Source organism: Microbacterium wangyouchuni, assembly GCF_051546305.1.
Lineage (GTDB): Bacteria > Actinomycetota > Actinomycetes > Actinomycetales > Microbacteriaceae > Microbacterium.
The window spans coordinates 34,164-55,660 of record NZ_JBPTMA010000011.1 but is presented as its reverse complement, the minus strand read 5'-3'; the positions used below and the strand labels follow the sequence as shown (position 1 = coordinate 55,660).

Below are 21,497 nucleotides of genomic sequence, written 5' to 3'. Positions count from 1 at the left end.
TCCCGCACCGATGACCGTTTCCGTTTCGCGCGGCAATAACCCCTTGCGCGACCCCGATGACCGTCGCCTCAATCGCATCGCCGGCCCCAGTGCCCTGGTGATCTTCGGCGTGACCGGCGACCTGTCGCGTAAGAAGCTCATGCCCGCGGTGTACGACCTGGCAAACCGGGGGCTGCTGCCCCCTGGTTTTGCGCTGGTCGGCTTCGCCCGTCGCGATTGGGAGGACCAGGATTTCGCTCAGGTCGTCTACGAAGCGGTGAAGGAGCATGCCCGCACCGAGTTCCGCGAGGAGACCTGGCAGCAGTTGCTGCAGGGCATCCGTTTCGTCTCCGGTGAGTTCGACAACCCGGAGTCCTTTGCGAAGCTGCGTGAAACCGTCGAGAAGCTCGATGTGGAACGCGGCACGATGGGCAACCACGCGTACTACCTGTCCATCCCGCCGAAGTCCTTCCCGCTGGTGACCAAGCAGCTGAAGGACTCGGGACTCGTCGGTGAGGATCGCGACAGCGATCATTGGCGCCGCGTCGTCATCGAGAAGCCGTTCGGACACGATCTGGATTCGGCGCGTGCGCTCAACCAGGCGCTGGAGGTGGCTTTCCCGGCCGACTCGATCTTCCGCATCGACCACTACCTCGGCAAGGAGACGGTGCAGAATATTCTGGCGCTGCGCTTCGCGAACGAGCTGTACGAGCCGATCTGGAACCGCAACTACGTCGACCACGTGCAGATCACGATGGCCGAGGATATCGGCGTGGGCGGGCGGGCCGGCTACTACGACGGCATCGGTGCTGCGCGCGACGTCATTCAGAACCACCTGCTGCAGCTCCTGGCACTCACCGCGATGGAAGAACCCATCAGCCTGTCGGCGGAGCACCTCCGCTCCGAGAAGGAGAAGGTTCTCGCGGCGGTCAAACTGCCAGACGATCTGTCCCAGGCGACAGCGCGCGGGCAGTACGCCGGTGGCTGGCAGGGTGGCCAAGAGGTCGATGGTTTCCTCGGCGAGGACGGCATGAACCCCGAGTCGATCACCGAGACCTATGCCGCCATCAAGCTGGAGATCGCGAACCGTCGCTGGGCTGGCGTGCCGTTCTACCTCCGCAGCGGCAAGCGTCTGGGCCGCCGTGTCACCGAGATCGCGGTGGTGTTCAACCGCGCCCCGGAGCACCTGTTCGGGCGCAGCAATGCTTCTGAGCTCGGGCAGAACGCGCTCGTCATCCGCGTGCAGCCTGATGAGGGCGTCACGATCCGATTCGGTTCGAAGGTTCCCGGCACCGGCACGAACGTGCGCGATGTGACGATGGACTTCGGTTACGGCCATGCCTTCACGGAGGCGAGCCCGGAGGCCTACGAGCGACTGATCCTCGACGTGCTGCTGGGCGACCCACCGCTGTTTCCCCGCCATGAGGAGGTGGAGCTGAGCTGGAAGATCCTCGATCCGGTAGAGAAGTACTGGGCAGCCGAGGGCGGACCGCTGGAGCAGTATGCTCCCGGCTCCTGGGGGCCAGCATCCGCTGATGCCCTTCTTGCCCGTGACGGACGCGTTTGGAGACGACCGTGATCATCGACCTTCCCGACACCACCGTCAGCCAGGTTGCCAAGCAACTGGTTAAGGTCCGTGAAGAGGGCGGCGCTGTCGCTCTCGGCCGTGTTCTGACCCTCATCATCTCAGCGCGCAACGGCGTCGCCGAGGCCGCTATCGACGCCGCCAACGATGCCTCGCGCGAGCATCCGATGCGTGTCATCGTGCTCACCACGGGCGAAGGTGACGCTCATCTGGACGCTCAGATCCGCGTTGGCGGGGATGCCGGAGCCAGTGAAGTGGTCGTGCTGCGCGCCTACGGCGCGGCGGCCAGCAACGAGGAAAGCCTCGTCACAGGTCTGCTGCTACCCGATGCCCCTGTGGTTGCGTGGTGGCCGGAGCAAGCACCGGTCGACCCGGCAGCATCGCCGCTGGGCCGCATCGCTCAGCGCCGGATCACGGATGCCGCCAACAGCGACGATGTGCGCGAGCAACTCATCCTGCTCGGAACGTCGCATGCTCCGGGTGACACTGATCTCGCCTGGACGCGTCTGACGCACTGGCGCGAGCAGTTGGCTGCTGTGCTCGACCAGCCTCCGTACGAGACAATCACCTCGGCTGAGGTGTTGGGGGCTGCGGCTTCTCCCTCTACCGCTTTGCTCGCCGCCTGGCTGCAGTTGTCGTTGGATGTGCCGGTGCGCTGGCAGTACGAGGATCCGTCCCACTGGGAAGCAGGCATCAAGTCGGTACGGCTCACCCGTGCCAGCGGCGATATCCTGCTCGAGCGTCCTGAGACCAGCGTCGCTGTGCTCACGCAGCCCGGCCAGCCCGACCATGAGCTGCACCTGCCACGACGCACCCTGCGCGAGTGCCTTGCTGAGGAGCTCCGACGCCTCGACCCCGACGTCCTGTACGGTCGAGTGATCACCGAGGGCTGGCAGAAGCTCGGTGCGCCTGAGACAGGAGACTGAACGCAATGGTGGCATCCGCGGAGAAGCTCGTCGTCGTGGAGCAGACCCCGACCGCTCTCGCCGAGCGCGTCGCGGATCGTTTCCTCACCCGGGTGAAGGCACGCACCAAGAACGGTCGCATCGCACACATCGCTCTCACCGGCGGCTCTATGGGCGGTTCCGTACTGCAGGCCGTCCGCGAGCACCCGAAGGTCGACAAGATCGACTGGTCACTCGTGCACTTCTGGTGGGGAGATGAGCGCTTCGTTCCCGCTGATGACGCCGATCGCAACGCGGTGCAATCCCGTGAGGCGCTGCTGAACCACATCGCGGTTCCGGCTGAGAACGTGCACGAGGTTGCCGCATCTGACAGCGGTAAGACTTTGGATGAGGCGGCCACCGACTACGCAGCCGAACTGCAGAAGTTCGGCACCGACGAACACCCGTGGCCGTCGTTCGCGGTGTGCTTCCTCGGTGTCGGCCCCGATGGTCACATCGCCTCGCTCTTCCCGGATCGCACCGAGGTCACCGAGACGGATGCTGCGGCGCTGCCGGTGCGGGACTCGCCGAAACCACCGGCAGAGCGGGTGACGTTGACGCGTCCGGTCATCAACTCGTCCAAGCGGGTCTGGCTGGTGCTTACGGGAGCCGACAAGGCCTCCGCGCTCGGACTCGCTCTCGCTGGCGCCAGCTACACAAATGTGCCGGCAGCCGGCGCCAAGGGGCGCAAGCGCACGATCTTCTTCGTCGACCAGGCAGCAGCCGCAGAGGTCTCCGAAGACCTCATCGATCAGGCTTACTGACCGCGCAGTTCACCGTCTTCGTCGCCGCGCAGTTCGGCTGCGCTCCCGTCCGCTGATTCCGTCGGAGGATTGGCCACGATTCCCGTGCCGTCGCTGCCGCGGCGAATGGCCAGCTCCTGGCTCTCGCTGAGGACCTGTGGGTGGTACCGGGCGAGTCCGACCACTCCCCACACGGCAATCGCACCGGCCACTGCGAAGCACACCAGAACCCACTGCGGGGCTGCTGCGGCCTCCCCGAGGACCAGCATTCCGATCAGGACGGCGATCAGCGGGTCAACGACGGTGAGACCGGCGATGACGAGGTCTGGCGGGCCGGAGCTGTACGCGGTCTGCACGAAGTATGCGCCGACGGCAGAAGCCGCGACGAGTGCGATCACGCAGACCAGGGTGATCCAGTCGAACTCCCCTGCCTGCACCCGTTTGATGACCGCTTTGGCCAGCGTCGCGACGAAGCCATAGAGAATACCGGCACCGACCACGTAGAACAGCGCGCGCATGCGGTGGCGCAGGACCAGCCAGCATCCGCCGAGCGCGATGATCACGACCAGCAGGATCGCCAGAATCGTGAAGAGCTCGCGATCCGCGATCTCTTGCTCGGTGGCGAATATTGCAGCGAAGAACACGAAGATGAAGATGCCGCCGACGCAGGCCCCGATCGCGATCAGCGATTTCTTCGTGGGCGTGTGTCCGGAGATGCGGGCGTTGAGGAGCGTAGTGATCACCAGGGCGATCGCCCCTAGCGGCTGGACCACGATGAGCGGTGCGACCGCGAGCGCGGCGAGTTGACACACGATGGCCAGCATCAGCATGACGGTGCCGATGATCCAGGACGGGCGGGTCAGCAACCGCTTGAGCTGCTCGATGCTCAGGCCCATGGCACCGTCGGCGCCGCTGAGCCGCTCCACCTTCTCCACGCCACGGTGCTGATACTGCGCTCCGAGCGACATGAACACGGCGCCGGCGAGGGCGAGCGGGATCCCCAGCAGGAGTGCCGGGTTCTGAAATGCGCCGACAAGCTGATCGCCGACATCCGACGCGGTCATCCATACGCTTGCACTCACAGGGAAAACATTACCGGGCGTAACCTGCACAGTAGGGTTGTGGCGTGGCTGTTCTACCGATTCGCATCATGGGCGATCCTGTTCTGCACTCTCTCGCATCCCCCGTCGAAGAGATCGACGACGAGATCCGCGCTCTCGTGGCTGACATGTACGAGACGATGGATGCCGCTCCCGGCGTCGGATTGGCCGCACCTCAGGTCGGTGTGGCCTTGCGCATTTACACCTACGCGTACGTCGACGACGATGACCAGCCCTGGCGCGGGGTTTTGATCAATCCGGTCCTGTGGATGTCACCGCCGGAGCCCGGCTCCCCCGATCCGGAAGAGGAATCCGAGGGATGCCTGTCATTCCCCGGTGAGCGTTTCGCGCTGCGACGAGCGGACCGCGTTCTCGTGACCGGTCTCGATTTGGACGGTTCTCCCGTGCGCATCGAGGTCGACGGGTGGCGTGCCCGCATCATGCAGCACGAATTCGATCACCTCGACGGCATCCTCTATGTCGATCGCCTGTCTGACAGTGATTGGAAGACTGTGCAGAAGATCTCCCGCAAGCGTGGATGGGGGCGTCCCGGATCGAGTTGGATGCCCGGCATCGACGATCTGGATGGCTGAGCGCGTAGCGTTTTTCGGACGCATTTTCAAAGTTGCGGCGCATATTCACGCTGAGTAGCGTTCACTGAGGGCAGGTTGATGTTTCCTGCCCTCCACAGCTTTCTAAGAGGGAATGACGAATGAAAATGCGTACACGCACGGCTTGGGCATTTGCCGGCTCCGCGGTTGCTCTGAGCCTTGCGCTCAGCGGATGCAGCAGCATGGTGCTCGGCGTCGGCGACGCCCAGCGCGATGACGGAGGCAACGTCACCGAAGAGGCGACGATCGACATCTTCTCGCTCAAGGTCGGCGACTGCATGCCCGAGAGCGACACGACCGGCGATATCCAGGACACGCCCGTCGTGCCCTGCGAAGAGCCGCACACCAACGAAGTGTTCTTTGAGTTCGAGCTCACGGGCGACACCCTGCCCAGCGATGACGAGATCACCGCCGAGGTTGAGGCGCAGTGCGTGCCGGCGTTCGCCGACTTCGTCGGATTCGACTACTTCGAGTCCGTGCTCGACTTCTGGTGGCTGACGCCCACAGAAGAAACCTGGGACAGCGCCGATGACCGCCTCGTGCAGTGCGTCCTCTACGAGCCCGACCCCGCTGACCCGACCGGCGAGGCATCGCTGGAGATCACCGGATCGCTGAAGGGCGCCACACGCTGATCGTTTTCTCGCACTGTTTTTGAAGAGGCTCCACCATCCGGTGGGGCCTCTTCTGCTTCTGGTGAAGCAGGTGCTGCCGCACGCTGATTACGCCGCGGCGGCCGCGCACGCCCAACGAGAGAAGGCGCCCCATCCCGGAGGATGTGGCGCCTTCTGTTTTGCTCCCCAAATTGGACTCGAACCAATAACCTGCCGATTAACAGTCGGCTGCTCTGCCAATTGAGCTATTGGGGATCAGGCACTGTCGCCGAGGCAACTCTACAATCTTAGCAAACTCCTGCGGGTGCTTGTGACATCGCCCGAGCCCTCGGGCGTGTCGTCGAACCACGCGGCGAACGGGTCACCGCACGCGCGAATCGGACTGCCCATTCGGCACCCAGAGCAGGTCCTTTCCCACCCCGCGGGCAACGACGTGCCCACCCCTGAGCATCAACGTCTCCGCGTTCAACTCGCGGATGAAAGCGGCGTCGTTCGTGACCAGCAGTGCGCCGAGCCCCTGATCCTTGCGCCGACGGGTGATCGCATCGAACACGACCGGTCGAACCTCGAGATCGAGGTTGGCCAGTGGCTCATCGGCGATGAGTACGCGCGGCTCGAGTACGAATGCTCGGGCAATCGCCACCCGCTGGCGCATCCCGGCGCTCAGCTCATACGGAAACTTCGACGCGGTCCCCAGCGGCAGGTGCATCTCATCGAGGAGCGTCGCGACACGGATCGCGAGGGCCTTGGTGTTCACCCGCTTCTCACGGATAAGAATGGGTTCGGAGATCACTTCGCTGATCGTCAGAGTGGGCGGCAGATCCGCACCGGCGCTCTGCGGGATGAACCCGGTGCGGTAGGTGAGTTCGCGGTGCCGACGTCCCGGCTTTCGCACGTTCACACCGCAGACCGAAGCGTGTCCGCCCACGATTCGAACCGAAGGATCGGTAGAACCTGCCAGAGCAGCCACCAGCGTCGACTTGCCGGAGCCGGTGGGTCCCGCGACGCAGATGAGCTCACCGGGCGAGAGTTCGAAGCTCACCCCGTCGACGGCCCGGGTGGCAAGGCCGTGCCCGACCCGATCGATAACCAGATCAGAACAGTCGATCGCGTACGGGGAAGAAGACCTGCCAGACATAACGCCCATCCTCCCCCGGATTCGGTATACCGGGCGGTTACGACTCGGTGAACCGCTGACGCTCGATGTCAAGATCCCGCATTCGCATTCGCAGCGCGCGACCACCGTCGGAATCTGCCGGCACGCGCTGCACGGCACCGAGAAGCTCGTTCTTCTCCCGATCGAGGTTGCGCAGCACCATACGCCGACAAAGATCGGCCGTCGACGCCACGGCCCCAGCCTCATCGCGCGCCGGGAACGGCGTCATCAGCAGCTCGCCGGCGAGGGAGCGGTACGGTTCACGCACGGCGTTTACTGCATCCATCGCCCATCCGACCCGGGTGCGATCCGGCACAGCCACGATGACCTCGCGGATGGCTTCGAGAGCCGGATGCCGGAACGGCACCTCCAGCGCCCGTGCCAGCATCGGCTGATCGACCTGGTGCCCGTATTGCAGGGCGCCCATCAGTGCACCACGCTCCATCACGACATCCGCCGTACGCGGCAGACTCGCCAGCGTGACCGGGGCGACAGCGGCGCTCGCAGCGTCAGTCGGCGCCGCCTGTGCGGGTTCTCGTCGTGCCTGTGTCTGACTCTGCCCGCGTGCCGCCCGCTCGACTTCAGCGCGCACCTCGGTGGGGTCCATGCCCAGCCGTCGCGCGAGAACCCGTTCGTATCCGGGCCGCAGAAGTCGATCCCGGATCTCGGCCACGATCGGGGCAGCAGCGCGCAGCGCTCCCACCTGGCCCTCGACTGTTGCCAGGTCGAATCCGGCAAGCTTTCGATCGATCGCGAATTCGAACATCGGCACTTTGGTGTCCATCAGCCCACGCACGGCGGCATCACCACGCTGCAGGCGCAGATCGCACGGATCGAGGCCATTGGGCGCAACCGCCACGAACGTCTGTGCGTTGAAGCGGTCGTCTTCAGTGAATGCGCGCAGCGCGGCCTTCTGACCTGCCTCATCACCGTCGAACGTGAAGACCACTTCGCCGGATGCGGAATCATCACCCATGATCCGGCGCAGCACCTTGATGTGTTCGGTACCGAAGGCGGTGCCACAGGTTGCCACCGCCGTCGTGATCCCCGCCAGATGACAGGCCATCACGTCGGTGTACCCCTCGACGACAACAACGCGTCGCGGATCCCCCCGGGCGATGTCACGCTTGGCGAGATCGAGTCCGTAGAGGACCTGCGCCTTCTTATAGATCACGGTCTCTGGCGTGTTCAGATACTTCGGGCCCTTATCGTCGTCGAAGAGCTTCCTCGCACCGAATCCGATCGTCTGGCCGGTGACATCTCGAATCGGCCACACCAGGCGTCCGCGGAACCGGTCGTAGACACCGCGCTGCCCCTGCGAAACGAGCCCTGCGGCCAGAAGTTCGTCGCGGGTGAAGCCCTGTGCGGTCAGCGCTTTCAGCATGCCGTCCCAACCCCGCGGAGCGAAGCCGACGCCGAAGTGCGCCGCTGCGCCCGCGTCGAAACCACGCTCGCCCAGAAACCGACGGCCGGTTTCGGCGTCGCTGGTGAGCAGCTGGCCGCGGAAGAACTCTGCTGCGGCGGAGTTCGCCGCGTACAGCCGGCTGCGCCCACTGTTGTCGGGCGCCGTTCCGCCATCTTCGTAGTTCAGGGTGTAGCCGATGCGTCCCGCGAGCCGCTCAACGGCCTCGGTGAAGCTGACATGGTCCATCTCCCGCAGGAACGAGTAGACGTCGCCAGACTCGCCGCAACCGAAGCAGTGGTAGTAACCGACCTGCGGGCGAACATGGAAGCTCGGGCTCTTCTCATCGTGAAACGGGCACAGCCCCTTGAGGGATCCGACACCGGCAGACTTCAGTGCCACACGCTCACCGACGATATCGGCGATGTTCGTGCGGGATTTCACCTCATCGACGTCTGCTTGACGGATCCGCGCCATGTCAGAAGGCCCCTTCGACCGTTTGCGCAGCGGCCAGCGATCGGTTGGAACCGACCCGTGCGGTGCGCGGGCTCCAGATGCCCACCTCGGCCGGGTCGATGTCTCCCACCAGTCGGTTGTGCCAGTCCAATGCTGTCTGATCGGTCAGGCTGGCGATCTGGTCGACGATGACCCGGGAGCGCTCGGCATCAGTTGTCGCGTCGAGGAAATCTGCAGCGAACGCGGGCTCCAGCACGTCCTCACCGGCGTTCCACAGCGCGTCCGTCGACCAGAGCGCATCGGCGAGGCGTTTGAGTACACGACGCTGCTCCTTGTAGACGCCCTTGCGCGCTTCGATGGTGACGATCGCCTGCCCCATGATGCCTTTGAGTACGGCGATCTCGGTCTCCACGACGCGAGGAACAACGACATGCGCGTTGTAGCGGGCGAGCGTCGGGCCGCCATACGCATCTCGCGTCGCGGCAACAGCAGCCCGAGCGAAACGGCCGATCATGTCGCTCGTGAGGTTCTTCAACCGGGCGAGGTCCTGACGGGAACGATCGAACGACTTCAGCCACATCGGCTGACGCGTGAGCCGATAAAGACCATCGGCGAGCTCCTCGCGCGTGAAGTCATAGCCGACCCACTGCTGGATGCGTCCGACAAGAGCGTGGTGCTCCGCCGGATCCGACAGCTGAGCCACGTCGAGGTAGCCGTTGACGATGGCATCCTCGAAATCGTGCACCGAGTACCCGATGTCATCGGAGAGATCCATGATCTCGGCTTCAATGCAGCGCAGGCGCCCGGGAGCGCCATCACGCATCCAACGGAACACAGCCTCATCTTCGGGGTAGACGCCAAACTTCAACCGTCCGCCCGGATCCGGCATCGGACTGTCGACTGTCCACGGGTATTTGCAGGTCGCATCCAAGCTCGCCCGGGTGAGGTTGAGCCCGACAGAATGCTCGCTGCTGTCGAGGACCTTGGCTTCCAGACGCGTCAGGATTCGCAGTGACTGCGCATTGCCCTCGAAACCGCCGATGGCCTCAGCCCAGTCGTTGAGCGCTCGTTCACCGTTGTGGCCAAAGGGCGGATGCCCGAGATCGTGGCTGAGGCAGGCTGTGTCTACGACATCGGCAGAAACTCCTAACGCGACCGCCAGCTCACGCCCGACCTGTGCAACTTCCAGCGAGTGCGTCAGACGGTTGCGGGCGAAATCGGCCGTGCTGGCGGGACTCAGTACCTGGGTCTTCGCAGCGAGCCGGCGCAGTGCGGCTGAGTGCAGCACGCGCGCACGATCACGGGCGAAGCCGTCGCGCTCAGATCGGTGAGTCTCAGCGACGTAACGCTCAGCGTCGCGGGGCTCGTAGCCCTCCGCGAGAACCTCAACCACCGTTATTCTCGATTTCCGCTCCTCGCAGCATCTCGCTGGCATCGGCTGCGACGTCCCGGGAATCCAACCACTTCTCCGGCAGCGCCGTGCGCTTCGGGCGGCCAGCACGTCCGCGCTGACCCTCAGCATCCTCACCGGGGTACGGCGCGTCATGATCGAGCTGGCCGAGTAGATCGTCGATGTGCGCCAGGCTCTGCGCAGTGGCGAGACCGGTGCGCACGTCGCTGCCGACCGGGTAGCCCTTGAAATACCAGGCGACGTGCTTGCGGATATCGCGGCAACCGTGATCTTCGTCGCCAAGGAACTCGATGAGCAGCTCCGCATGACGACGGAACGCATCCGCGACAAAACCGAGTGTCGCATCGACCGGGCGAGACTCAGCGCCGAAGGCCGTGGCCAGCTCTCCGAACAGCCACGGACGTCCGAGGCATCCGCGTCCGACGACCACGCCATCGCAATCGGTCTGCGCCATCATCCGCACAGCGTCTTCACCCGACCAGATGTCACCATTGCCCAGCACAGGGATGCTTGTGACTGCCTGCTTCAACTCGCCGATGGCATTCCAGTCGGCGTGGCCGGAGTAGAACTCGTTGGCCGTGCGCGCGTGCAGCGCGACAGCGGCAGCTCCGGCATCTTCGGCGGCGCGGCCCGCGTCGATGAACGTGAGGTGGTCAGGGTCGATGCCCTTGCGCATCTTCACCGTCAGCGGAATATCTCCTGCTGCCTTCACAGCCTGCTCGACGATATCGGCGAAAAGCTTGGTCTTCCAGGGGAGAGCTGCTCCCCCGCCCTTACGCGTGACCTTCGGCACGGGGCATCCGAAATTCAGGTCGATGTGATCGGCGTGATCGTCGTCGACGATGACCTTGACCGCATCAGCGATGGTCTTCGGGTCGACGCCGTAGAGCTGGATCGAGCGCGGCGTCTCACTCTCGTGGTGCTGGATCAGTCGCATCGTGGTCTCGTTGCGCTCAACGAGCGCACGCGAGGTGATCATCTCGCTGACGTAGAGTCCGGCACCATACTCACGGCAGAGCCGGCGGAAGGCGGTATTGGTGATCCCCGCCATGGGCGCGAGGACGACAGGCACGTCGAGGGCGATCGGGCCGATGCGCAACGCGCGCGCGGGTGCAGGAGCGATAGTCATGTCCTCTCCATTCTCCCACCCTCCGGCCTCTGCAGCCTCAACGCGTCATAGGCTGTGGATATGACCGATTCCGCGCTGCGCCAGATCCCCTTCACCGATGCTCAAGGAGCCGAGAAGACCCTCGACGACTTCGGCTCCGACGTGCTGCTGGTGGTCAACGTGGCGTCGAAATGCGGCCTCACCCCGCAGTACGAGCAGCTCGAACAGCTCCAGCGCACCTATGGCGAACGGGGTTTCAGCGTTGTCGGGTTCCCGTGCAATCAGTTCCTGGGCCAGGAGCCCGGGTCCCTGGAGCAGATTCTGGAGTTCTGCTCGACGACCTACGGCGTGAGCTTCCCGGTCAACGACAAGGTCAAGGTCAACGGCAAGAACGCCACCGAGCTCTACAAAGCGTTGAAGCAGTCAGCGGATGCCGGGGGCAAGGCCGGTCGCGTGGAGTGGAACTTCGAGAAGTTCCTCGTCCTGCCCGACGGCTCAGTTCAGCGGTTCCGACCGAAGCAGAAGCCCGACTCGCCGGAGATCGTTGAAGCCATCGAGACGGCGCTTACCTCGGCTGCTCGCTGACCGCGGGAACGGGTTTTGCGGCCCAAGAGAGTATTGGCATGGACCAAGAAATCCTCATCTACCTCCTCCTCGCGATCGTCATCGTTCTGCCCGTGGTGGGGTTGATCCTGAAGCGTAAGGCCCGCCGTGCTGGAGCTCAGCGCTGGGAAGCGAAGAAGGACCGTCAGGCCGGCGATGATGGGCTCGGCGCAACAATCACTTTCGCTGCCGATGAGGCTACGGTCCGAGTCTTTGCCGCACCCCTCATCGAAGGCACAAAGCGCGTCCGCACGCAGGATGACGGCACCTGGGCGCAGACGCATTACAACGACGACGACGTCGTGTACCAGCTCGTTTCGACTGCTGAGGGCACCACTCTGGGTGTCTCACGTGCGATCGAGTTCTCCGGAACCCTCAACGGCATGAAGGCGTGGAAGAAGCTCCGCGAACAGCTCGTTGCCGCGGCGGCCGAGCGCGAAATCGCTGTCACCACCGGCAATCGTCCGCTCGTGCGCACCACCGACGCCAGCCCCACCGGCGCAGTGATCTGGCGGCCTGCCGCCTGATCAAAGCTCCGGCTTCAGCTCGCGAGGGATTCGTCTGACTTCAGGCGGATCCCTCAGCTGTTGCCACCGGCTCGCCGCGCTTGGACCACAGGTCCTTCAGGACGTTCTCGAACGTCGCCGGTGGCTGCGCACCGGAGATGCCGTACTGCCCGTCGATGACGAAGAACGGCACACCCTGGATTCCGTAGGCGCGTCCCTGTGCCTGGTCCTGTCGCACGGCTGGCAGGAATTTGTCGTTGTCCAGCGCATGGCGCGTGGTGTCTGCATCCAGTCCCACCTCGACAGCCAACTCGACCAGATCGTCGACGCGTCCCACGTGCTTGCCCTCGGTGAAGTAGGCCGACATCAGCCGCTCTTCCATCTCGAGCTGCAGGCCCTGCGACTTCGCATGGTGAAGCAACTCGTGTGCCTTCACCGTGTTGGTGTGCTGAAGCAGATCGAAGCGGTACTCCAGGCCTGCGTTCTTTGCGACATTGGTGACGTTCTCCAGCATGCCCTCGACCTGCTCACGAGGCATCCCCTTGTGTCCGGACAGGAAATCGACCTCGTTGCCGTCGAAGTCGACCGGCGTATCGGGTGCCAACTCGAAGGAGTGGAACGTGATGTTGACCTGCGGGGCATCCGCGCCCTGCGTTTCTTGGAGCGCCGCAAGGCCCTGCTCGAGGTTGCGTTTGCCGATGTAGCACCAGGGGCAGGCGATGTCGGACCAGATTTCAATTGCGATGGGTTCAGTCACATCACCAACAACCTCTCGTCAGCCGCGTGTATTCCGCAGATAGAATTTTCGGATGCTCTGTGTCGATGACCCGCTCCCCGTAGCGCCGATGCGCGTACTGATCGCGGGGGTCACCGGATCGGGAAAGACGACCCTGGCACGGCGCATCGCCGAGCGCTGGAAGCTGGATCACCATGAGATCGATGCGCTCTACCACGGCCCGGAGTGGACGCCCCGACCCGAGTTTCTCGACGACGTTCGTACCTTCGCCGCCACCGAGCGTTGGGTGACCGAGTGGCAGTACACGAGCAAGGGGACCAACGAAGTCCTCGTGCCGCGCGCCGATCTGGTCGTCTGGCTCGACTATCCCTGGCCACTCGTTCGACGGCGGCTCGTGGCTCGCACCCTCCGTCGACGGGTCATGCGCACCAGGCTATGGAATGGAAACGTGGAACCGGCCCTGTGGACGCGCGAGGCCTGGTCCGGCGAGAACGACATCATGCGCTGGCAGAAAGACACCCGGTACAAATGGGACCGGCGGATGCCGGAGATCGAGAAGGCCTTCTCGTCTTTGCAGATCATGAGGTTGCGTCATCCTCGCGAAGCGGAGCAGTGGTTGCGCAGATGACCGCGCCTCTGTTGACCGCGGCTGATCCGCTGCCTTTCCTGCCCGAACGGGTACTGATCGCAGGGGTCACCGGATCGGGAAAGACGACCCTGGCACGGCGCATCGCCGAGCTCTGGAGACTCGATCATCATGAGATCGATGCGCTCTACCACGGCCCGAATTGGACACCGCGACCCGAGTTCCTCGACGACGTTCATACCTTCGCCGCCACCGGGCGCTGGGTGACCGAGTGGCAGTACACGAGCAAGGGCACCGACGAGATCATGACGCCGCGCGCGCAACTGGCGATCTGGCTCGACTATCCGTTCCCGGTGGTGCGGGCTCGGCTGATCCGAAGGACGCTGGCGCGGAGCATCCTGCGCACGCAGATGTACAACGGCAACGTCGAAAAGCCGCTCCGGAAACTGCTGGCGACACGCGACCCTGCCGAGAACATCCTCGCCTGGCAGACCCAGACGCGCGGGTTCTGGGCAGACCGGATGCCGGAGAAGCGGGCGCAGTTCCCGCATCTGACAATCGTCCGGCTCGCACACCCGCGTGAGACGGAGCGGTGGTTGCGCGCGCAGCGGGAGCACGAATCTCGCTGAACAACAGCAACTTCGCAGCAATTCCAGCAGATCCTGCGAAATTCGTGCTGTTCTGCGGTCTGGGGTTCTACGATTCCACGCGGCTCACGTGCCAGCATCCGGCACATCGACCGCACCGCCGAAGCGTCGGTCACGCGACACGTAGACCTCGATCGCACGCCACAGCTCCTCGCGGGAGAAATCCGGCCAGAGCGTGTCGAGGAACACCATCTCGGCATAAGCCGACTGCCAGAGCAGGAAGTTCGAGGTGCGCTGCTCGCCCGAAGAGCGCAGGAACAGGTCGACGTCGGGCATGTCCGGAACGTACAGGTTCCGACGGATCATCTTCTCGCTGATCGCTTTGGGCTTGACCTTGCCGGCGGCGACGTCCTCAGCGATCCGGCGCATGGCGTCGACGAGCTCCACCCGACCGCCGTAGTTCACGCACATCGTGAGCGTCAGGACATCGTTGCCCTCGGTGAGCTTCTCGGCGTACTGCAGCTCTTTGATGACCGATCCCCACAGCCGCGGTTTGCGCCCAGCCCAGCGCACCCGCACACCCCACTCGTTGAGCTGATCGCGACGCCGGTGCAGCACATCACGGTTGTACCCCATCAGGAAGCGCACTTCTTCGGGTGAGCGCGCCCAATTCTCGGTCGAGAATGCGTAGACGCTCAGGTGCTTGACGCCCGCCTGGATCGCCCCCGCGACGACATCCAGCAGAACTTCCTCACCGGCTTTGTGCCCCTCGATGCGGGTGAGTCCACGCTTGTTCGCCCAGCGCCCGTTGCCATCCATGACGATCGCGACATGCTCGGGAATCTTCCCGAACGCTGGCGGGTGAACACCAGTCCAGTCCAGCGGACGATACGCGACGGCGTCTTTGTGGGTGTAGGGCTTAGTCAATAGTTTCCCTCTCGTGGCGAATCCGAGACATGGGCGAGCGAGCGGATGCCGCGCTCCAGGTGGAACTGCGCATAGGCCGAGATCAGCCCCGAGGCCGCTGCTGTGGCGGCGTGCGGCGCTGCGTCGACCTCGTCCCATTCACCGCGGAGGAGCGATCTGAGCAGCTGCAGAGTTGATTCGGCGATCCGTGGGCTTCCGGCGGGAGCACAGTCCGCGCAGACCATCCCGCCCATCTGCCCGACGAAGCTCCGGTGTGGCCCAGGCGACGCGCACCGAGCGCAGTCACTCAGAGACGGTGCCCAGCCCGAAAGCGACATGACGCGCAGCAGATAGGAATCGAGGATGCTGCGTGGGGCGTGCTCGCCACGAGAAAGCGCGCGCAGGCCGCCGACGAGCAACAGGTACTGCTCGGGTGTGGCCTCTGCGTCGTTCAGCCGATCAGCAGTCTCAACCATGGCGTTGGCCGAGGTGAAGCGATCGTAGTGTGCGGCGATATCACTGCCGTAGGCGCCGAGCGACTCCGCCTGTTGCACAATGTCGAGCGAGCGCCCCTGATACAGCTGCACGTCGGCGACCATGAACGGCTCCAGCCGTGAGCCGAACTTCGATGAGGTGCGGCGTACGCCCTTCGCAACAGCGCGGATCTTGCCGTTGCGCCGCGAGAGCATGGTGACGATGCGATCCGCCTCCCCCAGCTTGTGGGTGCGGAGGATCACCGCTTCGTCTCGGTAGGTGGGCACTGTTCGATTATCTCCCGTGCGCGCGAGAATGGCTGGGTCACCGCACCGAACGTCGAGACCCCCTCGTATTCACACGCGGGGGTCTCGACGATAAAACCGGATGCCGAGAGGACGAGCCAGACTAGACGCTGGCGAGCTCCGGATTCGCCACCCGCGTGCGGATCGACCGGTTCACACCCGACACGATCGCCTTAAGCGATGCGGTGGAGATATCGCCGTCGATGCCGACGCCCCACAGCCGCTGATCTCCGATCTGGAGTTCCACATAGGCCGCGGCCTGGGCGTCGCCGCCCGAGCTGAGAGCATGCTCGACGTAGTCATACACCGTGATGTCGAAGCCCTGCGCACGCAGCACCTCGACAAAAGCTGCCACGGGGCCATTGCCCTGGCCCGTGACTGCGTGCTGAGCGTCTCCATCGCGGATCACGACATCGAGCACGACCTCGCCGGACATATCGCTGCGCGTCTGCGTTGCCAGCAGCTCGTACCGGCCCCACTTCGCCTCCGCGACCTCGGCCGGCAGATACTCGTCGTTGAAGATCGACCAGATCTGGTCGCTGGTGACCTCGCCGCCCTCGCTGTCGGTTTTGGACTGCACGACCCCGGAGAACTCGATCTGGAGCTTGCGCGGCAGATCGATGGCGTGATCGGTCTTGAGCAGGTACGCGACGCCGCCCTTGCCGGACTGCGAGTTCACCCGGATGACTGCTTCATAGGAGCGACCGAGATCCTTCGGGTCGACGGGCAGATAGGGCACCGCCCACTCGATCTCATCGATTGTCTTGCCCTCAGCCTCAGCGCGGGCCTCCATCGCCTCGAAGCCCTTCTTGATGGCGTCCTGATGCGATCCGCTGAACGCGGTGAACACGAGGTCACCCGCCCAGGGGCTACGCTCAGGCACCGGCAGCTGGTTGCAGTACTCGACAGTGCGCTTGACCTGGTCGATGTCGCTGAAGTCGATCTGCGGGTCGATGCCCTGCGTGAACATGTTGATTCCGAGTGCGACCAGATCGACGTTTCCGGTGCGCTCTCCGTTACCGAACAGGCATCCTTCGATGCGGTCGGCTCCGGCCATGTAACCGAGCTCCGCAGCCGCAACCGCGGTGCCGCGGTCATTGTGCGGGTGCAACGAGAGGATGATGTTCTCCCGATGGTTCAAGCGCCGGCTCATCCACTCGATCGAATCGGCGTAGATGTTCGGGGATGCCATCTCAACCGTCGCGGGCAGGTTGATGATGACCTTGCGCTCGGGAGTCGGCTCGAAGACCTCGATGACCTGGTTGCAGATGTCGAGAGCGAACTCCAGCTCGGTGCCGGTGTAGCTCTCCGGTGAGTACTCGTAGAAGACCTGCGTCTCCGGAATCCGCTTCTCGAACTCGCGGCACAGCCGCGCGCCCTCGAGAGCCAGATCGATGATGCCCTGCTTGTCGCTGCGGAACACGACCTCGCGCTGCAGCACACTCGTGGAGTTGTACAGGTGCACGATCGCCTGCTTGGCCCCGGCGATCGATTCGTAGGTGCGCTCGATCAGGTGCTCGCGCGCCTGGGTCAGCACCTGAATGGTGACGTCATCCGGGATGAGGTTCTCTTCGATGAGCTGGCGAACGAAGTCGAAATCTGTCTGGCTCGCCGAGGGGAAGCCGACCTCGATCTCCTTGTATCCCATGCTCACGAGCAGCTGGAACATGACGCGTTTGCGCTCGGGCGACATCGGGTCGATCAGTGCCTGGTTGCCGTCACGCAGATCAACTGCGCACCAGCGGGGTGCTTCAGTGATGCGCTGAGACGGCCAGGTCCGGTCCGGGAGGTCGACAGCGATCAGCTCGTGGAACGGCCGGTACTTGTGAATCGGCATCGCAGACGGGCGCTGGAAGTTTTGCATGGTGGGGCTTCTTCTCTTCGTCAAATTGAACGGGCCAACACAAGCGCCGCGACGAGGAAGGCCCTAGCTTTAGGACTCGTCGCGGCAACTAAGAAGAAGCTGTCCGCCGAAAGGCATGTGGTCATGCTAGCAGGATGCGAGGGCACCTGTGCGCCATCTGCGTGCTGCTAGAAGCCGAGCTTGCCCAGCTGCTTCGGGTCACGCTGCCATTCCTTCGCGACCTTCACGTGCAGCCCAAGAAAGACGCGCGTGCCGAGCAGCTCTTCGATCCCGACGCGCGCACGCTTTCCGACATCTGCGAGACGCTTGCCCTTGTGCCCGATGATGATCGCCTTCTGGCTATCCCGCTCGACGACGATCTGCGCGTGCACGTCGGTGAGGTCGCTACCCTCACGGGGAGCCACATCGTCGATCACGATGGCGATCGAGTGCGGCAACTCATCGCGCACGCCTTCGAGTGCGGCCTCACGGATCATCTCAGCAATGCGATCCTCGTTGGATTCATCCGTGGTGATTCCTTCGGGGTACAGCGCCGGCCCCTTCGGCATCAGCTTGAGAACCTCGTCTGTGAGCACATCGAGCTGTTCGCGTGTCAGGGCTGACAGCGGGATGACTGCGGCCCAGTCCTCACGCAGCGAGTCGACTTCCATCAACCGCTCCGTGATCGCGTCTCGACTCGCAGCATCCGTCTTGGTGACGATCGCGACCTTCTTCGCGCGCGCATAACCGTCCAACGATGCGGCGATGCGCCGGTCGCCGGGGCCGACCTTCTCCGTGGCTGGTACGCAGAATCCGATGACGTCAACGTCGCCCAGAACCTGCTCCACGAGGTCGTTGAGCCGTTCGCCCAGCAGGGTGCGCGGCTTGTGGATGCCCGGTGTATCGACGATGACGAGCTGTCCGTCCGGGCGGTTCACGATGCCGCGAATCGCACGCCGGGTCGTCTGAGGCTTCTCACTGGTGATGGCGATCTTCTCGCCGACCAGGGCATTGGTGAGCGTCGATTTGCCGACGTTGGGACGCCCGACGAACGTCACGAATCCGCTACGGGGTTTTTCAGACATCGTCGGTCTCCTCTAGTGCGCCAGCGGCGCGTTCCACGAATACAGTTGCGATTCCGCGGCCTCGGCCGCGCGATGCTCCACCGGTCAGGACGAGCCCATCGATGGTGGCGGTCACGCCAGGCTGCGGAACCTGATCGACAGCTTTGCCGAGCAGGCCACCGATCGAATCGACGTCCTCGTCTTCCAATTCAATGTCGAACAGGTCGCCCACGTCGTCGAGCGACAGCCGCGCGCTGACCCGGTAGCGGCCTTCGCCCAGGTCGACGATCTCAGCAGCCGCCTGGTCGTACTCGTCAGAGATCTCGCCGACCAGCTCTTCGATGAGATCCTCCAACGTCACCAGTCCGGAGATTCCGCCGTGCTCATCGATCACCAGACACACGTGCACGGCGTCGCGCTTCATCTGCTGCAGCAGCGTCTCCGCACGCATCGATTCCGGCACGAACGTCGCCGGTCGTGCAATGGGGCGAATGGATGCTGCGCGCCAGGCCGAGTCGTCACGATAGGCGAACTGCACGAGGTCTTTCAGATACAGCACACCGACGACGTCGTCTGCATCGTCATCGACCACGGGTATCCGCGAGACACCCCGATTCAGGAACAGTGACATCGCCTGGTCGGTGGTGGCCTCAGCATCCACTGTCACCATGTCAGTGCGCGGCACCATCACGGCGCGCACGAACTGATCGGTGAAGTCGAAGACCGAGTGGATCAGATCGCGATCGTCCTCTTCGATGAGATCGTTGGACGCGGCCTCGTCGACCATGCTGAGTAGCTGGTCTTCCGAGGCGAACGAGCTTCTTCCGGTGCCGGGAGTGACCTTGCTGCCGAGCACGACGAGTCCCTGGGCGAGCGGGCCGAGGCTCAGACGCAGACCGCGCACGATCGATGCCGTGCCTCGGATCATCCCCTCCGCGTGGTGTCGGCCGATCGACCGTGGGCTCGCCCCGACCAGAACGAAGGTGATGCCGGTCATCAGGATGGCCGCGGCCATCATCGCCCACCAGATGTTCTCGAACAGGACCGTGAACGCGACGGTGACCAGCACGGCAGCGGTGACCTCGACGAGCACGCGGATGAAGGAGACCGCGTTCACATGAGCGTCGAGATCGTCGCCGATGCGGGTGAGGGCCTTCGCGTTACGGCCTTCACTGGCCATACTGGCAAGATCAGCGCGGGAGACGACTCCGTAAGCGGCATCGATGGCTGCGGAGAGCCCACCGAAAGCGACGAGCAGAAGAGCTGCGAGAAGCAGGAGGATTTCGGTCATCAGCCGCGTTCAGCATGCGCGAAAGCCACGATCAGCTCCTTCTGCAGTCCAAACATCTCACGCTCCTCGTCGGGCTCGGCGTGGTCGAAGCCCAGCAGGTGCAGCAGGCCGTGCGTGGTGAGCAGGATCAGCTCGTCCATCAGCGTGTGACCGGCGGCCTGTGCCTGGGTCTCCGCAACCTGGGGGCACAGCACGATATCTCCGAGCAGCCCAGGAGGGGTCGGACGTTCTTCGGTGCCGGGGCGCAGCTCATCCATCGGAAAGCTGAGCACGTCGGTGGGTCCGGGCTCGTCCATCCACTGCACGTGCAGAGCTTCCATGGCGCCTTCGTCGACGAGGACGATCGCGACCTCGGCATCCGGGCTCACGTGCAGCTGGGCGAGGTTGAAGTCCGTCAGGCGTTGCAGGACGGTCTCGTCGATGGAGATCTCCGACTCGTTATTGATCTCGATCATGATGAGTGTCCTCGTTTCGGGGAACGGTCGCGCGGACCGGGACGCAGGTTGCTGCGGCGCTCCGCACGGTTGGCGAACTCGGCTGCCTGCTCGCGCTCGTATCGTGCGGCGACGCGCTGCTCGTCGTACTCGCTGTACGCGTCGACGATGCGTCCGACGAGCGAGTGACGCACGACATCGGCGCTGGTGAGGCGGGTGAAATGAATGTCGTCGATGTTGTCGAGCACTCGAGTCACGAGGCGCAGACCTGATGCGCCCTGCGGCAGATCGACCTGGGTGATGTCGCCGGTGATGACCATCTTCGTGCCGAAGCCGAGCCTGGTCAGGAACATCTTCATCTGCTCAGGTGTGGTGTTCTGTGCCTCATCGAGCACCACGAACGAGTCGTTGAGCGTGCGTCCGCGCATATAGGCGAGTGGAGCGACCTCGATGGTGCCGGTCGCCAGCAGCCGAGGCACGACCTCGGGGTCCATCATCTCGTTGAGCGCGTCGTACAGCGGGCGCAGATACGGGTCGATCTTGTCGTTGAGCGTTCCGGGCAGGAATCCCAGCCGCTCCCCTGCCTCGACCGCGGGACGGGTGAGGATGATACGGGTGACCTCTTTGCGCTGCAGTGCCTGCACCGCCTTGGCCATCGCGAGGTAGGTCTTTCCCGTTCCGGCCGGGCCGATTCCGAACACCACGGTGTTCTCTTCGATCGCATCGACGTAGCTCTTCTGGCCAGCGGTCTTCGGGCGGATCACCCGACCGCGGGTCGACAGAATTGCTTCGCCGAGCACCTCGCTGGGACGGGGGCCGTCTTGCTGGCGCAGCATCCGCGCCGAATTCTCGACGTCGCCCGGGACGAGGTCGTGACCATCGCGTGTCATGGTGAGCAGTTCCTCCACCAGGGTTTTTGCTGCAGCAACGTGAGCGGCTTCACCGGTGATCGTGATCTCATTGCCGCGCACGAGTACGTCGACATCCGGATGCTGGCGCTCCAGCATCTTCAACAGGCGATCCTGCGGACCGAGCACCCGCACCATGGCGACGCCG

The 21,497-nt window shown here is 64.1% G+C and carries 22 protein-coding genes and 1 tRNA gene; 9 read left to right on the top strand and 14 right to left on the bottom strand.

Annotated features, from left to right (window positions below; genetic code table 11):
* The first annotated feature begins 10 nt into the window (after nt 1–10).
* From zwf to pgl, 3 genes are read left to right on the top strand one after another with little or no spacing between them, the layout of a single operon-like run.
* Nucleotides 11–1,558, top strand: a complete 1,548-nt coding sequence (gene zwf / locus ACSS7Z_RS15590; RefSeq protein WP_438255787.1) for a glucose-6-phosphate dehydrogenase — start codon at nt 11–13, stop codon at nt 1,556–1,558.
* Nucleotides 1,555–2,490 (top strand): glucose-6-phosphate dehydrogenase assembly protein OpcA, encoded by a 936-nt coding sequence (locus ACSS7Z_RS15585; RefSeq protein ID WP_438255786.1) that lies wholly within the window; start codon nt 1,555–1,557, stop codon nt 2,488–2,490. The genes zwf and ACSS7Z_RS15585 overlap by 4 nt, the downstream gene beginning before the upstream one ends.
* Before the next feature lie 5 nt (nt 2,491–2,495).
* Nucleotides 2,496–3,272 carry a 6-phosphogluconolactonase gene (pgl, locus tag ACSS7Z_RS15580; protein WP_438255785.1) on the top strand — a complete coding sequence of 259 codons (777 nt, stop codon included), beginning with the start codon at nt 2,496–2,498 and terminating at the stop codon, nt 3,270–3,272.
* Here the strand turns inward: pgl and ACSS7Z_RS15575 are convergent.
* Nucleotides 3,266–4,315 (bottom strand): DMT family transporter, encoded by a 1,050-nt coding sequence (locus tag ACSS7Z_RS15575; protein WP_438255796.1) that lies wholly within the window; start codon nt 4,313–4,315, stop codon nt 3,266–3,268. The genes pgl and ACSS7Z_RS15575 overlap by 7 nt on opposite strands.
* 62 nt (nt 4,316–4,377) lie before the next feature.
* Here ACSS7Z_RS15575 and def point away from each other — a divergent pair, with 62 nt between their 5' ends.
* Together def and ACSS7Z_RS15565 are read left to right on the top strand one after the other, a co-directional pair.
* The gene (def, locus tag ACSS7Z_RS15570; RefSeq protein ID WP_438255784.1) at nt 4,378–4,944 is read left to right on the top strand and encodes a peptide deformylase; all 567 of its coding nucleotides are present in this window, start codon (nt 4,378–4,380) and stop codon (nt 4,942–4,944) included.
* 119 nt (nt 4,945–5,063) lie between these two features.
* The gene (locus ACSS7Z_RS15565; RefSeq protein ID WP_438255783.1) at nt 5,064–5,594 is read left to right on the top strand and encodes a septum formation family protein; all 531 of its coding nucleotides are present in this window, start codon (nt 5,064–5,066) and stop codon (nt 5,592–5,594) included.
* Between the two features lie 161 nt (nt 5,595–5,755).
* Here ACSS7Z_RS15565 and ACSS7Z_RS15560 read toward each other — a convergent pair.
* The 5 genes from ACSS7Z_RS15560 to dusB form a co-directional block, all read right to left on the bottom strand.
* Nucleotides 5,756–5,828 (bottom strand) — tRNA-Asn (locus tag ACSS7Z_RS15560).
* A gap of 106 nt (nt 5,829–5,934) precedes the next feature.
* Entirely contained in the window at nt 5,935–6,711 is a 777-nt protein-coding gene (locus tag ACSS7Z_RS15555; RefSeq protein WP_438255782.1) for an ATP-binding cassette domain-containing protein, read from the bottom strand.
* 37 nt (nt 6,712–6,748) lie between these two features.
* Complete coding sequence (dnaG, locus tag ACSS7Z_RS15550; RefSeq protein WP_438255781.1) at nt 6,749–8,608, bottom strand: DNA primase; 1,860 nt, start codon at nt 8,606–8,608, stop codon at nt 6,749–6,751.
* A 1-nt stretch (nt 8,609) separates the two neighbouring features.
* Nucleotides 8,610–10,022 carry a deoxyguanosinetriphosphate triphosphohydrolase gene (locus ACSS7Z_RS15545; RefSeq protein ID WP_438255780.1) on the bottom strand — a complete coding sequence of 471 codons (1,413 nt, stop codon included), beginning with the start codon at nt 10,020–10,022 and terminating at the stop codon, nt 8,610–8,612.
* A complete protein-coding gene (gene dusB / locus ACSS7Z_RS15540; RefSeq protein WP_438255779.1) occupies nt 9,973–11,127 on the bottom strand; it encodes a tRNA dihydrouridine synthase DusB in 1,155 nt (384 codons plus the stop codon). Before dusB ends, ACSS7Z_RS15545 begins: the two co-directional genes overlap by 50 nt.
* A 60-nt stretch (nt 11,128–11,187) precedes the next feature.
* Between dusB and ACSS7Z_RS15535 the strand changes: the two genes are divergently transcribed.
* A complete protein-coding gene (locus ACSS7Z_RS15535) occupies nt 11,188–11,691 on the top strand; it encodes a glutathione peroxidase (protein WP_438255778.1) in 504 nt (167 codons plus the stop codon).
* Between the two features lie 38 nt (nt 11,692–11,729).
* Nucleotides 11,730–12,236, top strand: a complete 507-nt coding sequence (locus ACSS7Z_RS15530; protein ID WP_438255777.1) for a hypothetical protein — start codon at nt 11,730–11,732, stop codon at nt 12,234–12,236.
* Nucleotides 12,237–12,276: 40 nt separating this feature from the next.
* Here ACSS7Z_RS15530 and ACSS7Z_RS15525 read toward each other — a convergent pair whose 3' ends face one another.
* Nucleotides 12,277–12,972: a DsbA family oxidoreductase gene (locus tag ACSS7Z_RS15525; protein WP_438255776.1), complete on the bottom strand. Its 696-nt coding sequence runs from the start codon at nt 12,970–12,972 to the stop codon at nt 12,277–12,279.
* A 52-nt stretch (nt 12,973–13,024) separates the two neighbouring features.
* On the opposite strand from ACSS7Z_RS15525, the gene ACSS7Z_RS15520 reads away from it, so the two are divergent.
* Together ACSS7Z_RS15520 and ACSS7Z_RS15515 are read left to right on the top strand one after the other, a co-directional pair.
* On the top strand, nt 13,025–13,579 hold the full coding sequence (locus ACSS7Z_RS15520) for a P-loop NTPase family protein (protein ID WP_438255775.1): 555 nt from the start codon (nt 13,025–13,027) through the stop codon (nt 13,577–13,579).
* Nucleotides 13,576–14,166: a P-loop NTPase family protein gene (locus tag ACSS7Z_RS15515; protein ID WP_438255774.1), complete on the top strand. Its 591-nt coding sequence runs from the start codon at nt 13,576–13,578 to the stop codon at nt 14,164–14,166. The genes ACSS7Z_RS15520 and ACSS7Z_RS15515 overlap by 4 nt, the downstream gene beginning before the upstream one ends.
* 84 nt (nt 14,167–14,250) lie before the next feature.
* Here the strand turns inward: ACSS7Z_RS15515 and ACSS7Z_RS15510 are convergent, their stop codons facing one another.
* The 7 genes from ACSS7Z_RS15510 to ACSS7Z_RS15480 form a co-directional block, all read right to left on the bottom strand.
* The gene (locus ACSS7Z_RS15510) at nt 14,251–15,051 is read right to left on the bottom strand and encodes an isoprenyl transferase (protein ID WP_438255773.1); all 801 of its coding nucleotides are present in this window, start codon (nt 15,049–15,051) and stop codon (nt 14,251–14,253) included.
* Nucleotides 15,048–15,791 carry a DNA repair protein RecO gene (gene recO, locus ACSS7Z_RS15505; RefSeq protein ID WP_438255772.1) on the bottom strand — a complete coding sequence of 248 codons (744 nt, stop codon included), beginning with the start codon at nt 15,789–15,791 and terminating at the stop codon, nt 15,048–15,050. Before recO ends, ACSS7Z_RS15510 begins: the two co-directional genes overlap by 4 nt.
* 121 nt (nt 15,792–15,912) lie before the next feature.
* Nucleotides 15,913–17,673 (bottom strand): 2-isopropylmalate synthase, encoded by a 1,761-nt coding sequence (gene leuA, locus ACSS7Z_RS15500; protein ID WP_438255771.1) that lies wholly within the window; start codon nt 17,671–17,673, stop codon nt 15,913–15,915.
* Between the two features lie 167 nt (nt 17,674–17,840).
* On the bottom strand, nt 17,841–18,737 hold the full coding sequence (gene era, locus ACSS7Z_RS15495; RefSeq protein WP_438255770.1) for a GTPase Era: 897 nt from the start codon (nt 18,735–18,737) through the stop codon (nt 17,841–17,843).
* Nucleotides 18,730–20,007, bottom strand: a complete 1,278-nt coding sequence (locus tag ACSS7Z_RS15490; RefSeq protein ID WP_438255769.1) for a hemolysin family protein — start codon at nt 20,005–20,007, stop codon at nt 18,730–18,732. The genes era and ACSS7Z_RS15490 overlap by 8 nt, the downstream gene beginning before the upstream one ends.
* Nucleotides 20,007–20,465 (bottom strand): rRNA maturation RNase YbeY, encoded by a 459-nt coding sequence (gene ybeY, locus ACSS7Z_RS15485; protein WP_438255795.1) that lies wholly within the window; start codon nt 20,463–20,465, stop codon nt 20,007–20,009. Before ybeY ends, ACSS7Z_RS15490 begins: the two co-directional genes overlap by 1 nt.
* Complete coding sequence (locus ACSS7Z_RS15480; RefSeq protein WP_438255794.1) at nt 20,459–21,487, bottom strand: PhoH family protein; 1,029 nt, start codon at nt 21,485–21,487, stop codon at nt 20,459–20,461. The genes ybeY and ACSS7Z_RS15480 overlap by 7 nt, the downstream gene beginning before the upstream one ends.
* Nucleotides 21,488–21,497 lie beyond the last annotated feature (10 nt).

What these genes read in the sequence shown, in the direction of transcription:
- ACSS7Z_RS15530 (WP_438255777.1), top strand. Translation starts at nt 11,730, where the DNA reads ATGGACCAAGAAATCCTCATCTACCTCCTCCTCGCGATCGTCATCGTT.
- dusB (WP_438255779.1), bottom strand. Translation starts at nt 11,127, where the DNA reads ATGACTATCGCTCCTGCACCCGCGCGCGCGTTGCGCATCGGCCCGATC.
- ACSS7Z_RS15490 (WP_438255769.1), bottom strand. Translation starts at nt 20,007, where the DNA reads ATGACCGAAATCCTCCTGCTTCTCGCAGCTCTTCTGCTCGTCGCTTTC.
- ACSS7Z_RS15565 (WP_438255783.1), top strand. Translation starts at nt 5,064, where the DNA reads ATGAAAATGCGTACACGCACGGCTTGGGCATTTGCCGGCTCCGCGGTT.
- zwf (WP_438255787.1), top strand. Translation starts at nt 11, where the DNA reads ATGACCGTTTCCGTTTCGCGCGGCAATAACCCCTTGCGCGACCCCGAT.
- ACSS7Z_RS15535 (WP_438255778.1), top strand. Translation starts at nt 11,188, where the DNA reads ATGACCGATTCCGCGCTGCGCCAGATCCCCTTCACCGATGCTCAAGGA.
- ACSS7Z_RS15480 (WP_438255794.1), bottom strand. Translation starts at nt 21,487, where the DNA reads ATGGTGCGGGTGCTCGGTCCGCAGGATCGCCTGTTGAAGATGCTGGAG.
- dnaG (WP_438255781.1), bottom strand. Translation starts at nt 8,608, where the DNA reads ATGGCGCGGATCCGTCAAGCAGACGTCGATGAGGTGAAATCCCGCACG.
- ACSS7Z_RS15520 (WP_438255775.1), top strand. Translation starts at nt 13,025, where the DNA reads ATGCTCTGTGTCGATGACCCGCTCCCCGTAGCGCCGATGCGCGTACTG.
- ACSS7Z_RS15545 (WP_438255780.1), bottom strand. Translation starts at nt 10,022, where the DNA reads ATGCCAGCGAGATGCTGCGAGGAGCGGAAATCGAGAATAACGGTGGTT.
- ACSS7Z_RS15555 (WP_438255782.1), bottom strand. Translation starts at nt 6,711, where the DNA reads ATGTCTGGCAGGTCTTCTTCCCCGTACGCGATCGACTGTTCTGATCTG.
- era (WP_438255770.1), bottom strand. Translation starts at nt 18,737, where the DNA reads ATGTCTGAAAAACCCCGTAGCGGATTCGTGACGTTCGTCGGGCGTCCC.
- leuA (WP_438255771.1), bottom strand. Translation starts at nt 17,673, where the DNA reads ATGCAAAACTTCCAGCGCCCGTCTGCGATGCCGATTCACAAGTACCGG.
- ACSS7Z_RS15575 (WP_438255796.1), bottom strand. Translation starts at nt 4,315, where the DNA reads ATGACCGCGTCGGATGTCGGCGATCAGCTTGTCGGCGCATTTCAGAAC.
- pgl (WP_438255785.1), top strand. Translation starts at nt 2,496, where the DNA reads ATGGTGGCATCCGCGGAGAAGCTCGTCGTCGTGGAGCAGACCCCGACC.
- ACSS7Z_RS15515 (WP_438255774.1), top strand. Translation starts at nt 13,576, where the DNA reads ATGACCGCGCCTCTGTTGACCGCGGCTGATCCGCTGCCTTTCCTGCCC.